This window comes from Streptomyces palmae (assembly GCF_004684805.1).
GTDB lineage: Bacteria > Actinomycetota > Actinomycetes > Streptomycetales > Streptomycetaceae > Streptomyces > Streptomyces palmae.
In genome coordinates this window covers 1-12,857 of record NZ_SRID01000189.1, presented here as the reverse complement: position 1 = coordinate 12,857, position 12,857 = coordinate 1, and the positions used below count along the sequence as shown (strand labels likewise).

10 protein-coding genes and 2 pseudogenes are annotated in these 12,857 nt (G+C 71.5%); 6 read left to right on the top strand and 6 right to left on the bottom strand.

The genetic code is table 11. From position 1 onward, the window contains the following. Positions 1 to 467 (bottom strand): amidohydrolase family protein (locus E4099_RS19435; RefSeq protein WP_167828416.1); only part of this gene is annotated, 467 nt, incomplete at its 3' end. Between the two features lie 498 nt (positions 468 to 965). Between E4099_RS19435 and E4099_RS34335 the strand changes: the two are divergent. Continuing rightward, a pseudogene (locus E4099_RS34335) lies at positions 966 to 1,055 on the top strand (GNAT family N-acetyltransferase); the annotation flags it as partial. Between the two features lie 224 nt (positions 1,056 to 1,279). Here the strand turns inward: E4099_RS34335 and E4099_RS19425 are convergent. From E4099_RS19425 to E4099_RS19410, 4 genes are all read right to left on the bottom strand, one after another. Continuing rightward, positions 1,280 to 3,013, bottom strand: coding sequence for a dipeptide ABC transporter ATP-binding protein (locus E4099_RS19425; protein ID WP_135340369.1), 1,734 nt, complete (start codon positions 3,011 to 3,013; stop codon positions 1,280 to 1,282). Further along, a complete protein-coding gene (locus E4099_RS19420; RefSeq protein WP_135340368.1) occupies positions 3,010 to 4,002 on the bottom strand; it encodes an ABC transporter permease in 993 nt (330 codons plus the stop codon). The genes E4099_RS19425 and E4099_RS19420 overlap by 4 nt, the downstream gene beginning before the upstream one ends. A 9-nt stretch (positions 4,003 to 4,011) precedes the next feature. Next, entirely contained in the window at positions 4,012 to 5,784 is a 1,773-nt protein-coding gene (locus E4099_RS19415; protein WP_135340367.1) for an ABC transporter substrate-binding protein, read from the bottom strand. An 81-nt stretch (positions 5,785 to 5,865) separates the two neighbouring features. Beyond that, positions 5,866 to 6,864, bottom strand: a complete 999-nt coding sequence (locus E4099_RS19410; RefSeq protein WP_135340366.1) for an ABC transporter permease — start codon at positions 6,862 to 6,864, stop codon at positions 5,866 to 5,868. Between the two features lie 361 nt (positions 6,865 to 7,225). On the opposite strand from E4099_RS19410, the gene E4099_RS33670 reads away from it, so the two are divergent. Next, on the top strand, positions 7,226 to 7,477 hold the full coding sequence (locus tag E4099_RS33670; RefSeq protein WP_209446662.1) for a histidine phosphatase family protein: 252 nt from the start codon (positions 7,226 to 7,228) through the stop codon (positions 7,475 to 7,477). A gap of 375 nt (positions 7,478 to 7,852) precedes the next feature. Here the strand turns inward: E4099_RS33670 and E4099_RS19400 are convergent, their stop codons facing one another. Continuing rightward, positions 7,853 to 8,734 (bottom strand): NAD(P)-dependent oxidoreductase, encoded by an 882-nt coding sequence (locus E4099_RS19400; RefSeq protein WP_135340364.1) that lies wholly within the window; start codon positions 8,732 to 8,734, stop codon positions 7,853 to 7,855. Between the two features lie 49 nt (positions 8,735 to 8,783). On the opposite strand from E4099_RS19400, the gene E4099_RS19395 reads away from it, so the two are divergent. From E4099_RS19395 to E4099_RS19375, 4 genes and pseudogenes are all read left to right on the top strand, one after another. After that, positions 8,784 to 9,191: a MerR family transcriptional regulator gene (locus E4099_RS19395; protein ID WP_135340363.1), complete on the top strand. Its 408-nt coding sequence runs from the start codon at positions 8,784 to 8,786 to the stop codon at positions 9,189 to 9,191. A 694-nt stretch (positions 9,192 to 9,885) separates the two neighbouring features. Then, positions 9,886 to 10,842: a GlxA family transcriptional regulator gene (locus E4099_RS19385; protein ID WP_135340362.1), complete on the top strand. Its 957-nt coding sequence runs from the start codon at positions 9,886 to 9,888 to the stop codon at positions 10,840 to 10,842. Positions 10,843 to 10,950: 108 nt separating this feature from the next. Next, complete coding sequence (gene gap, locus E4099_RS19380; RefSeq protein WP_135340361.1) at positions 10,951 to 11,949, top strand: type I glyceraldehyde-3-phosphate dehydrogenase; 999 nt, start codon at positions 10,951 to 10,953, stop codon at positions 11,947 to 11,949. Positions 11,950 to 12,130: 181 nt separating this feature from the next. After that, positions 12,131 to 12,533, top strand: a pseudogene (locus E4099_RS19375) (leucine zipper domain-containing protein); the annotation flags it as partial. Between the last annotated feature and the right edge of the window lie 324 nt (positions 12,534 to 12,857).

The following is a 12,857-nucleotide window of genomic DNA, read 5'->3' as shown; positions in this document are numbered from 1 at the left end:
GGGTGGATGAGGACGACGGCGGCACGGGCGTCCAGTTCGGCCCAGAGCGGCTCGAAGGCGGGGTCGCCGAGGTAGCGGCCGTGGACGTTGGACAGGACGATCAGTCCGTCGGCGTTCAGCTCGTCCAGCGCGTGGGCGGCCTCGGCCAGTGCGGCGTCCAGGTCGGGCAGGGGGAGGGCCGCGAGGTGACCGAAGCGGTCGGGCCGGTCCTTGACGACTTCGGCGGTGTACTCGTTCACGCTCCGGGCGCCGGCACGGGCGCCCGCGGGGTCCTCGGGTGCCGCGACCGGGGCGGGGAACGACAGCAGGCCGGTGGCGATCGACCTGCGGTCCATCATCGCGATCGCGCCCCGCACGTCCCATGCGGGAGCGGGCCAGCCGAGGGCCTCGGCCCGCTCGGCCATGGCGCGGCTGAGGTCCGGCGGGATCAGGTGCTGGTGTACGTCGATGCGCGCGGGGTCCGACATGTCCGTCCGAGCCTCCCGGTACTGGCAGGGGGGTGGGGAGCGAAGCTGCGACGGGGCAGCCCGTACCCATGAGGTACCCCCTGGCTGGGAGCGGCGACGGCGGAGGGCCGGTCCGGCCCGGGGAACCACCCGATCGGGCGAGCCGGGTGAGGCGTGCCGGCCCGTTCGGTCACCGCCCCGGCCGGCTCACGCGGCCAGCCTGATCGCCTCGGCGAACGTGGCCGCACGGGTTTACCCGCCCGCAAGACGCGCCCGGCGCAATCCCGCCATGAAGATCGAACGGGTGGCCTGGTCGCACCCCGACGCGGTAGCGCTGCGGGCCCGGCAGCGGGCCGAGATCGCCGAGATCTACGGGACCCCGGACAGTGAGCCCGGGGTGGCGCCCTCGGCGGCGGACATCGCGGTGTTCTTCGTGGCGTCCGCGGACGACGGTGGCGCGGTGGGCTGCGGCGGACTCCGCGACCTCGGTGGAGGGATCGGCGAGGTCAAGCGGTGTAGGTGGAGCCCGTCCGGCGCGGCTCCGGGGTCGCCGAAGGTGTTCTCTCCGCTCTGGAGAAGTGGGCGCGCGGCCAGGGCTGGACCCGCCTGCGGCTGGAGACGGGAGACGGCCAGCCCGCCGCCGTGCGCTTCCACACCCGCTGCGGGTACCGCCCGATCCCCAACTTCGGCGCCTACGCGGGGGTGGCGGGCTCCCGGTGCTTCGAGCGGGCTGCTCTGGCGGCTGCTCCAGGCCCAATCGAACGGTCCCGCGCGGCATATCCCACCAAGCGAGGACCTCCGCCGCGGCGGAGGTCCTCGTGCTGCGGCGCGGGTCACAGGACGGCGTCGAGCAGCTCCCGGGTGTATGGGGCGCGGGGAGCGTTGAAGACCGCGTCCCGGGAGCCCGTCTCCACCAGCTCGCCGGATCTCAGCACCGCTACACGGTCGCAGAAGTGCCGGACGACCGCCAGGTCGTGGGAGATGAACAGCATCGACAGGTCCAGCTCCGCACGCAGGTCCATCAGCAGGTTGAGCACCTGCGCCTGGACGGACACGTCCAGCGCGGACACCGGCTCGTCGGCGATGATCAGGCGGGGGCGCACGGCCAGCGCGCGGGCGATGCCGATCCGCTGCCGCTGCCCGCCGGAGAACTCATGCGGATAGCAGGGTAGATGGGACGCGGACAGACCCACCTGCTCCAGCAGCTCGGCGGCCCGGTTCCGCCGGGCCGCGGCGTCCAGCCCCGTGTGGATCCGCAGCGGCGTGGTGATGATCTCCGCTACGGTGCGGCGCGGGTTGAGGGAGGCGTACGGATCCTGGAAGACCAGCTGCACCTCGCGGCTCAGCTCCCGGCGCAGCCGGGGGTCGACGGCGGCACGGGAGATGTCCCGCCCCTCGAACCGTACCGCCCCGGCGGTGGGCCGCCGCAGGCCGGCGAGGACCCGGGCGATGGTGGACTTCCCCGAGCCGGACTCGCCGACCAGCCCGAGCGTCTCGCCGCGCGCGATCTGCAACGTCACCCCGCGCACCGCGGGAACCGGCCGCCCGCGCCGCAGCGGCGAGGTCCGGCGCCCGGGAAAGTCCACCCGCACGCCGTCGAGTTCGGCCAGCACGGCGGGCTCCGGGCGCTCCTGCTCCGCGGCGGGGCGGCGCGGCGCGGGGTCCGGCTCCTCGACGGTGGGGAGCCGGGAACCGGGAGCGGTCCGCAGCGTGGGCGCGGCGCCGACGAGGGCGCGGGTGTACGGGTGGCCGGCGGCGGCGAGGAGCCGGTCGGTCGCCCCCTCCTCGACGGCGCGGCCGGAGCGCATCACCAGCATGCGGTGGCAGACCGCGGCGACCACGCCCACGTCCTGGGTGATGAGCAGCATGGCCGTGCCGGTCTCGGCCTGGAGTTCGCGCATCAGGTCCAGGACCTGGCGCTGCACCCGGGCGTCGAGTGCGGTGGTCGGCTCGTCCGCGATCAGCACGTCCGGTTCGTTGATCAGCGCCATGGCGATCACCACGCGCTGCCGCATACCGCCCGACAACTGGTGGGGATGGTCGCCCGCCCGCCCGGCGGGGATGCCCACCCGCTCCAGCATGGCCGCGGCGCGCTCCCGGGCCTCGCGCCGGCCCGCGTCCCGGTGGTGGATCCGGTATGCCTCGGCCAGCTGCGCACCCACGGTGTGGAAGGGGGACAGGGCGTCCAGCGCGTCCTGGAAGACCATGGCGACGCGTGCCCCGCGCACCCGCTTCAGCACTGCCTCAGGGGCACCGACCACCTCGATGCCGGCCGGGTCCTGCGCACCGCCCGAGCCCTTGGCGGGGTGGAGCCGGATGCTGCCGCCGACGCGGGTGCGGGCCGGATCGTGCAGCCCCAGCGCGGCCAGCCCGATGGTGGACTTGCCCGAGCCGGACTCGCCGACCAGGCCCAGCACCTCGCCGGGAGCCAGATCGAAGGAGACGCCGGCGACCGCGGGCACCGGGCCGCGCGGGGTGTCGAAGGACACGGTCAGTTCGCGGACGCGTAGTGCGGGGGAGGCGGCGGCCCCGCGGGGGCGGGGGCCGGCCGCGGTGGCCTGGTTCATGTCAGCCTCACACGGGGGTCGAGCCAGGCCACCACCAGGTCGGCCACGGTCACGAAGACGACGACGAAGAAGGCGGCGAGCAGCACGGTGCCGACGACGGTGGGCAGGTCGTTGCCGGTGACCGCGTCCACGGCGAGCTTGCCCACGCCGCCCAGCCCGAAGACGGTCTCGGTGATGAACGCGCCGCCGAACAGCGCACCGATCTCCAGCCCGAGCAGCTGCACCAGCGGGGCCGCGGCCCCGCGCGCGGTGTACTTCAGATGGGTGCGCAGGGTGCCGAGCCCCTTGGCGCGGGCGGTGCGCACGTAGCCGTCGTGCATGGTCTCCAGCATCTGCGAGCGGGTCAGGCGGGCGAAGACGGCGGCGTTGACGAAGCCGAGCACCAGCCAGGGCAGCAGCAGCCCCGCGGCCCAGCGGCCCGGATGGTCCGCCAGTGGGACGAACTGCGGCAGCGGCAGCAGCCCGGTGGAGTAGACCAGGAAGTACTGGAGTACGTACCCGAGGAAGTAGATCTGGACGCTGGCGCCGAGCAGGTTGAAGCCGGACAGCAGCCGGTCGGCGGCGGTGCCCCGGCGCAGCGCCGCGACCAGCCCCGCGCCGACACCGAGGAGCAGGATCACGGTGAGGGCGCCGCCGGCGAGCGAGATGGTCACCGGCAGCCGGTCCGCGATGGCGTCCAGGACCGGCTGGTGGAGGGTGTAGGAGTAGCCGAGGCAGGGGGCGGCGCAGCGGATCGGGCTGCCGTCCACGTCCGCGATGGTGCGCCCGGTGACGAGTCCGCCGAGGTAGTCGAAGAACTGCGAGGCGATGGGCTGGTCGAGTCCCATGCCGGCCCGGACGGCCTCGACCTGGGCGGTGTCGCACTTGGGGCCGCAGGCGATGAGGGCCGGATCGGAGGGCGCGGCGTAGAAGAGCCCGAAGGCCGCGGCGGTGATCGCCAGGAGCACCGCCGCGGCCTGCAGGACGCGCCGCAGGAGGTAGCCGGTCATGGTCGTGGGTCAGGACTTCTTCAGGTACAGGTCGACGGCCGAGATCGCGCCGTAGATCGGGTGGATGGCGGCGCCGCCTATGTCAGCGCCGCGGAACTCGGAGATGCCGCAGTAGAGGAAGGGCACCACCGGGACGTCCTTCATCACCACTTCCTCCAGGGCGATGAGCGCGTCGGCCTTCCGCCGGGCGTCACCGATGGACTCGATGCGCTCCAGCTCCCTGTCCACCTTCGGGTTGGCGTAGCGGATGGAGTTGTTCAGGGCGTCCAGCTTGCTGTGGAAGCTGTCCGGCAGCAGTGTCGAGGGGGTCGGCCAGTCCACGGAGGTGGTGTTCAGCCACAGGTCGTACGGGGCCGGGCCGCGGAAGACCTCGTTGTAGAAGGCGGACGGCTCCAGCCGCTTGACCACGAGCTTGACGCCCGCCTTGGCGAAGGCGTCGCCGAGCACCTGCGCGAGCCGGTCCTGCTGCAGGCTGTCGGCAGAGTAGGCGTAGGTCAGCTTGGTGACCTTCTTCTTGGCCCTGGCCAGGTGCTCCTTGGCCTTGGTGATGTCCCCGGTGGGCGCGACCGGGTACAGGTCGTACTTCTTCCAGCCGACCACGGCGGGGGAGGAGAGAGTGGTGGCGAAGTCGCCGACGTGCGGACCGCCGAGGACCTGGCGGGCCTGTGCGCGGGGGAGCAGGTAGTGGATGGCCTTGCGGACCTCGGGGTCGGTGACCCGGCTGTTCTTGATGTACAGGTCGTTGGTGTACGCGCCCCGGCTACCGGAGACGATCAGCTTCCGCTTGGCGGGGTCCCGCTCGGCCGTCGCGAACAGCTCCGGGGGCAGCTCGTTCTTGGTGCTGACCGTGGTCGGGCCGTCGCCGCGCCCGTTGAGGACCTCCTGCGCGGTGTTGAGGGTCTGCTTGCCGAAGGTGAACTCGAAGCGGTCCGGGTACTGGTGGCGGATCGGGTCGGTCTCCGCCTTCCAGTAGGGGTTGCGCTCCAGAGTGAGGCTCCGGTTCTGCTTGTGCTCGACGATCCGGTACGGGCCGGTGGCGAACGGTTTGACGTCGTACCCGGTCCCGCTGTCCTTGTCCTCGCGGACCGGAGAGGAGGAGGACTGGGCGGCCATGTAGGGCACGTCGGCCTCCGGCCGGGGGAAGTGGAAGACGATGGTCTTGTCGTCCGGGATCTCGATGTCGTCGAGATCGCCGTCCTTGGGGCCGCCGTACTTCTTCACCGCCGAGCTGCGGTCCTTCGACCCGGTGAGCCACTCCGGCCAGTAGGTGGGACCGGCCTCGAAGCCGGGGGCGAAGGTGCGCTCGATGCCGTACTTGACGTGCTCGGCGGTGATCGGCTTGCCGTCCTCCCAGGCGATGCCGTCCTTCAGGTGGTAGGTCCAGGTCCGGCCGCCGTCGGAGGGCGTTCCGGTGTCCGTGGCGAGATCGCCGACCAGTGTCGGTCTGCCATCCACGACCTGGTACTGCGTCAGCTGGCGGCCCCACAGCAGGGAGGTGCTGTAACTCTCCCCCGAGTAGATCTTCTGCGGGTCCAGATGCGGGTAGTCGACGAGGTTGGCGACGGTGACGGTACCGCCGGGGCGGGCCCCGGGCACCGCGGGCGCCGGACCCGCGCTGTCCTTCGCGGTGCCGAGTACGGCGGACAGCCGCTTGCCGCTCTGCACCGCGGTGCTGTCCCTCGCCTCGCCCGTACCCGCCCCCGCGGAGCAGGAGCACAGCAGCAGGGCGGCGGTGGTGGCGATGACGGGCAGGGCTGCGGCGCGCGGGGTGGATCCGGGCATGGCGAACTCCCATGTGTGGGTGAGGAGAGGGATGGAACAGCGACAGAGAGGAGCGGAGAGAAGGAGCCGGGGGTCGGTTGATCAGCGGAGGGTGCGGGGGTCGAGCGCGTCCCGCACGGCGTCACCGAGGAGGTTGAAGCTGAGGACGAAGACGAGGATCGCCACGCCGGGGAAGACCATGTAGGTGGGGTCGTCGTAGAAGACCTCCGAGCCCCGGGAGATCATGCGGCCCCAGTCCGGGATGGGCTCGTTGATACCGACCCCGAGGAAGGAGAGCGCGGCCTCGGCGGTGACGATGCCCGGCACGGCCAGGGTGATGTGTACCAGCATCGGCGCCCAGACGTTGGGCAGCAGCTCACGGAAGACGATGTGCCGCCGACTCGCGCCGACCGCCCGCGCCGCCTCGACGAACTCGCGTTCCCGCAAGGAGCGGACGGCGGTGCGCAGCACCATCGCCAGCGGCACCCAGCCGAAGGCCGAGAACACCATGATCAGCACCGTGAACTGCATCCAGGCGGGCTCGTTCTCCCTCGGCCCCACGAAGCGGGTCTGGATGACCGGGCTCAGCGCCAGGAGCAGCAGCAGGGTCGGGAACGCCAGCAGTACGTTGCACACGAAGGTGAAGGCACGGTCCACGGCGCCGCTCAGGTAACCGACGGTGATGCCGACCACCACCCCGATGACGGCGATGACGGCCACCGAGGCCAGCGCGATCAGCAGCGAGGTACGCATCCCGTACAGCAACTGGGCCAGTACGTCCCGGCCGAGTCCGGGCTCGACGCCGAACCAGTGCTCGCCGGACATCCCGCCGTTGGGCAGGACCGGTAGCCCTTCGGGGCTGAGCAGCCCGGGGGTGTCCTGTCCGTAGTGCTCGGTGGCGTTCTTCCCGTAGAGGGCGGCGAGCAGGGGTGCGGCGAGGGCCAGGAGCGCGAAGAGGCAGACCACGCCGAGCGAGACCATGCCGGTGCGATCCCGGCGGAACGCCCGCAGCGCGGCGGCGAGAGGGCCGCGGTGTCGGGCGCCCGGCGCTTCGGCCGCCGGCCGGAGTTCCGGTGATTCGGCTGGCGATGGTGCTGCCATGTCGCGGTGCTCCCAGAGTGGATCGGCTGCCTCGTCGATCGATGAGCAGCCCCGGTGTGTCCGGAGATGGGTTCTCCACTCCGGACAACAGGCATTAGATCCAAGGAGTCGGATCGCCGCAACGCCTCGCATTCGAAGGTCGACTCACCTTGTGTGTCAAGGATTTCAGCATTGTGCCGGGGTTCATGCCCCTGTAATGGAGATGCGGGTTATTGCCGGGCAAAGCGGGCTCCAGGGGTCATGTTTATGCCATCCGGCCGTATCCGGAGATGTGCGTCACAGTGTGCGGCGGAGCAGTGCTCGGGGTGGCCCAAGTGGCCGATACGAGGGGAGGATCAGACCCAGCCTGCCGAGCTGCGCCATGCGGACGGCCGAGTTCGCCGGCCCGACCGGCGCCCAGCCCGATCCCGACCTGTTGGAGTGGGACCACGGCGGCTACGAGGGCCTGACCGCCGAGCGGATCCGCGAGGCGAGGCCGGGCTGGGACCTGTGGCGCGACGGCGTCATTCCCGGTGACGCCAACCACCCCGGCGAGGAGCTCGCGCAGGTGGCCGCGCGCACGGACGCGGTGCTGGACCGCGTCCGTCCGCTGCTGAGCGAGGGCGACCGCTGACCACCGTCCCGGACCCGGGCCGGCAGCCACCGGCCGACCGGGGCACGCCGGCCGCGCCCCGACCTTCGGACCTGAAGCCGGGGACATATCCCCCGCGTCCCGCTGCCGTACGAGCCCGTCCTCGCCGGCGCGGTGGTCCGCGAGAAGCTGCGCACCACCGTCGCCGCGCGGGGCCGGGCGTACGACGTCGTCGCACACCATCAGGTGGCGCTGCCCGAGCAGCTGCTCGGGCCCCCGCCCCCGACTCCGGGCACCGCGACCAGGAGCCGGAGGCCGGCCCCCAGGAGGCGATCGACCTGGCGGCGCTGCGGGCCTTGAGGAAATCCCGCACGGACATGGCAGCCCTCGATCCCACGACCGAGCGGCTGCGCCACCTCAGGCGCTGCGGGGTTTGCTGAACTCCTCGATCAGCACGGGATACTGCTCCCCACCATGGCCGGCGGCGATCGAGCGGTCGGCCATCGCCTTGATCAGCTTCGGCAGTTCGGCGTTGACACCCACCGCCTCGCTCTCCTCGATCAGGTGTGCCATGGCCCGTGCGTCGGTCTCCAGGGCCGACACCTCGGCCGGGAAGGAGCCGCTGTCGATCTGCTGGGCATACCCGGGCAGCCATTCGGCCACACCGACCGCGATCCGCTGTGCGAACGGCGCATACGTCGCGGCGTCCACACCGGCCGTCCTGAGCAGGGCGGTGCCCTGGAGCCAGGCGTTCAGGACGCTCCACATCATGGCCAGGCCGGCCACGTCGTACAGGGACGCCAACCCATGGTCCGCGCCGAGGTAGGTGACGGTGCCGAGTGCGTCGAGTGTCGACTCGTGTGCCTCGAAGTCCGCCTGCGGCCCGCTGTGCAGAATCACCGCCTCGGCGGTGCCGATGGCCGGCGGGATCGCCATGATGGCACCGTCCAGATAGCGGGCCCCGCGCTGCTCCGCCCACCGGGCGGTCTCCCGGGCCTGGGCCGAGTCGCCCGAGGTCAGATTGATCAACGTCGTGCCGTCCAGCTCGACTTCGCTCGCGCCGAGCAGCTCGTGCACGGCCTGGTAGTCGGTCACACACACAATCGTCAGGGAACCCGCCTTGACCGCGTCGCCAACCGTTGGCGCCAGCCGTGCCCCCTCGGCCACCAGCTGGTCAGCCTTGGAGGCTGTACGGTTCCACACGGTTGTGGGATGCCCGGCTTTCAGGAACGCGCCGGCAAGTGCCTGGCCCATCAGCCCGAGCCCAATGATTGTCACAGGTGTTTCGGTTTTGTTCATGGCAGCATCGTCAACGTTGATACCGGTGTGAAGGTCAAGCGAGGTTTCGATGCGGATCGGGGAACTGAGTCACCGTACGGGCGTCAACGCCCATCAGTTGCGCTACTACGAGGCCCAGGGTCTGCTGGAGGCAGACCGCGGCATGAACGGTTACCGCGAGTACGGGGAGAGCGCCGTAGTGCGGGTGAAACAGATCCGCCACCTGCTCGGCGCCGGTCTGTCTTCCGAGGACATCGCGTACCTGCTGCCCTGCGCGGTAGGAGAGGCTCCGGAGCTGCTCGGGTGTCCCGAATTGCTGGCCGCGATGCGGTCACGGCAGCAGCGACTGGACGATCAGATAGCCAGGCTCACTCAATCCCGCGACGCTCTTGCCGACTACATCGATGCGGCCGAGCGCATGAGCAGCCAGACCTATCCTCCCTTCGACGATGCTGACCCGCAGCCCGTCCCCGCCTGAGCGGCCCGGGCGCCGGCTACGGCCCGAGCTGTGCTGTGCCAGCGGGACGGCGGGCCACGCCGTCCCGGACGGGCGTAGAGCACCCGAATCGGCGCGGCGGCGCAGTTCACCGGTCGTTGGTCGCCTCGATGGGGCGCGCCCCGATGGCCCGCGGGGCCTTGACCGCGCGGGGATGCTGGAAGCGGCCACGGTCCTCGCGATCGGCATCTGGTGGTCCGGCGGCGAGACGTTCGGGGCGAGCCACATCGCCCGGTCGTCGATCAGGCTCGCCACGGGCAGGGCACACTCCACGCAGGCCACGTCGGGGCCATCGGCCCCATCGAGGTCGCAACAGTAGCCACCTGCGCGAAGCCCAGGGATCAGCACGGTGCCGCGGGCACCGCCGGGCGCGATGACGATCGCGCCCGGAGCGCCGTCCGACAGGGCGTGGACCGGCGCGTTGACACCCCGGGCGGCCTCGTTCGGATGGATCTCCTCCCACGCCCGCCACGGCGGCCCCCCAGGGCTCCGGGTCCGCGGCGAAAGTGCCCGACTCCATGCGGACCTCCAGAGGTTCCTCCTTGAGTGCGGGTTCGGCCTCAGACCGGCTGGAGGCGGGCGAGGGGAGGACGGGCGGTGGACCGCCTGGCCGGTGTGTGGTCTGCCCGGTCCGCCCGTGGGCGTATCGGCGTCACGCCCCACGTAACCTCGTCCTGTGCCAACCTCCCGCCTGCATCGCGTCGCCGTCCTTGCGCTCGAGGGCGCGAAGCCGCTCGACATCGGAATTCCCGCGCAGGTTTTCACGACCCGCGCGAGCATGCCGTACGAGGTGCGGGTGTGCGGGGCGACACCCGGTCTCGTGGCCGGCGGTGACGGCCTCGCGTACTACGTCGCCCACGGCCTCGACGCGCTCGTGTGGGCCGACATCGTATTTGTACCCGGCTACCGGGCCCCGGACCGCGACGACCCGCCGCAGGCCGTCGTCGACGCACTGATCGCCGCCCACGACCGGGGCGCACGGCTCGCCGCCATCTCGACGGGCGCCTTCGCGCTCGCCGCCACGGGCCTGCTCGACGGCAGGCGCGCCACGACGCACTGGCACTACACGCGGGCACTCGCGGCCAGGCATCCGCTCGTCCAAGTCGACGAGAACGTGCTGTTCGTCGATGAGGGCAGCGTGCTCACCTCGGCCGGCGCCGCCTCCGGCATCGACCTGTGCCTGCACATCCTGCGCGGCGACCTCGGAGTGGCCGCGTCCAACCACGCGGCCCGGCGTCTGGTCGCCGCTCCCTACCGCAGCGGCGGCCAGGCCCAGTACGTGCCGCGCAGCGTCCCCGAGCCGCTCGGCGAGCGGTTCACCGCCACCCGCGAGTGGGCGCTGCGCCGGCTCGGTGAGCCCCTCACCCTCGACACACTGGCGCGGCAGGCCGAGGTCTCGCCGCGCACATTCTCCAGGCGCTTCGTCCAGGAGACCGGCTACACGCCGATGCAGTGGGTGATGCGCGCCCGCGTCGACCTGGCCCGCGAACTGCTCGAGCGCTCGCAGCGCAGCGTCGAGCAGATCGCCGCCGACGTCGGCCTCGGCACCGGCGCGAACCTGCGCCTGCACTTCCAGCGCATCCTCGGCACCACACCGAGCGAGTACCGGCGTACCTTCACCCGGGGCGAGTAACCCGCCCGGCACCGCGTGGCGGGATCCTTTTGAACCATGGCGATCCCGCCACTGTCAGCGGCGCGAGCCGCGGGCGAACCTGGTGGCGAAGGGAAAGGGACATCACTCATGACTCGCATCGCCATCAACGGATTCGGCCGCATCGGACGCAATGTGCTGCGCGCACTGCTGGAGCGCGGCAGCGCCCTCGAGGTCGTCGCCGTCAACGATCTGACGGAGCCCGCCACTCTCGCTCGGCTGCTCGCGTACGACAGCACGGCCGGCCGGCTCGGGCGCCCGGTGACCGTCGACGGGGAGGCCCTCGTCGTCGACGGCCGTCGGATCACGGTGCTGGGCGAGCGCGAACCGGCGCAGCTGCCGTGGGCAGAACTCGGCGTCGACATCGTCCTGGAAGCCACCGGCCGCTTCACCTCGGCCAAGGCCGCCCGCGCCCACCTCGACGCGGGCGCGAAGAAGGTACTCGTCAGCGCGCCGTCGGACGGCGCCGACGTCACGCTCGCGTTCGGGGTCAACACCGACGCCTACGATCCGGCCGGGCACACGATCGTCTCGAACGCCTCCTGCACCACCAACGCGCTCGCGCCGCTGGCCGCGGTCCTCGACGAACTCGCCGGTATCGAGCACGGGTTCATGACGACGGTGCACGCCTACACGCAGGAGCAGAACCTGCAGGACGGTCCGCACCGCGACGCCCGTCGTGCCCGGGCCGCCGGCGTCAACATCGTGCCGACCACGACCGGCGCCGCCAAGGCGATCGGCCTGGTGCTGCCGAACCTCGACGGCAAGCTGTCGGGTGACTCGATCCGCGTACCGGTGCCGGTGGGCTCGATCGTCGAACTCAACACGACCGTCACCCGTGACGTGACCCGCGACGACGTGCTGGCGGCGTACCGCGCCGCGGCGGAGGGGCCGCTCGCCGGCATCCTCGAGTACTCGGACGACCCGCTCGTGTCGTCCGACATCACAGGCAATCCCGCCTCGTCGATCTTCGACTCGGCCCTCACCCGCGTCGACGGCCGCCACGTCAAGGTGGTCGCGTGGTACGACAACGAGTGGGGCTTCTCGAACCGCGTGATCGACACGCTCGAGTTCCTCGCCACCCGCTGACCGGACGCCGGGGCGGTAACCCGCCTCCGGCGACCCCGCCGGCCAGCACTTCCTTTGGGCGCTGTTGTTCTGTCCGGGACGTTGTGGACGGGTGAGCCGGGTCTCGACCGAGAGGCCTTGAACAGGTGAGGGCCTTCCGGTTCGGTGTGGATCGCGACGTCTACACCAACAGGAAGGCCCTCTGCCCCGCCGAAACGCACCCCTGACCGAGACCGGACGCCTGCGCCCGGCCCGCTGTGGCGTCGAGGACGGCTGGACTCTTCGCCAGGCCGCCGAACGCTTCCAGGCCTCGCCCACCACCGCCCAGAGGTGGGCCGACCGCTACCGCATGCAGGGCGAGGCCGGGATGAGCGAACTGGCCTCCCGGCCGCACACGAGCCCCGCGCAGCACCCCGACCCGCACCGAACGGCGCATCATCAAGGTCCGCGTGCTGAGCCACTACCGCCTGTCCTGCCTGTCCCGGCTGGACCGAGCCATCGGGCGTGCCATACGCCGCGACGAACGCGACCGCCCGGGCGAGCTGGTGCACTCCGACATCATCAGGCATTTCGCCTCGTGGTGCTGCCCAAACGGTGGATCGTGGAGCGGTTCTTCGCCCACTTGGGCTTCGCCGCGTCCCGGGCCGTCGGCCGCGCGTCCGCATCGCGCGGGTCCGGGATGACCTCAGTGTCGGTTGTGTTGGCGACGACACCACAGGCCACCACTCCCACGGAACCACGAAGCCAAGGTCTGACTAGTGAAAATGCCGTGCCCAGATTTGATGCGACAACAACCACGCACCTCGTTCACAGGCCATGGAGTTATCGCTAACAGCTCGTTATGGTCAAGCGAACGCCGCTCCGGCCACAGCCCTGTCCGGCGCGGACGCCACCGCCCGCGCCGGACAGGGCTGTGGCCGGAGCGGCGT

Bases quoted from the DNA above. Each gene is read 5' to 3' on its own strand.
- E4099_RS19425 (WP_135340369.1), bottom strand. From the start codon at position 3,013: ATGAACCAGGCCACCGCGGCCGGCCCCCGCCCCCGCGGGGCCGCCGCC.
- E4099_RS19420 (WP_135340368.1), bottom strand. From the start codon at position 4,002: ATGACCGGCTACCTCCTGCGGCGCGTCCTGCAGGCCGCGGCGGTGCTC.
- E4099_RS19415 (WP_135340367.1), bottom strand. From the start codon at position 5,784: ATGCCCGGATCCACCCCGCGCGCCGCAGCCCTGCCCGTCATCGCCACC.
- E4099_RS19410 (WP_135340366.1), bottom strand. From the start codon at position 6,864: ATGGCAGCACCATCGCCAGCCGAATCACCGGAACTCCGGCCGGCGGCC.
- E4099_RS33670 (WP_209446662.1), top strand. From the start codon at position 7,226: ATGCGGACGGCCGAGTTCGCCGGCCCGACCGGCGCCCAGCCCGATCCC.
- E4099_RS19400 (WP_135340364.1), bottom strand. From the start codon at position 8,734: ATGAACAAAACCGAAACACCTGTGACAATCATTGGGCTCGGGCTGATG.
- E4099_RS19395 (WP_135340363.1), top strand. From the start codon at position 8,784: ATGCGGATCGGGGAACTGAGTCACCGTACGGGCGTCAACGCCCATCAG.
- gap (WP_135340361.1), top strand. From the start codon at position 10,951: ATGACTCGCATCGCCATCAACGGATTCGGCCGCATCGGACGCAATGTG.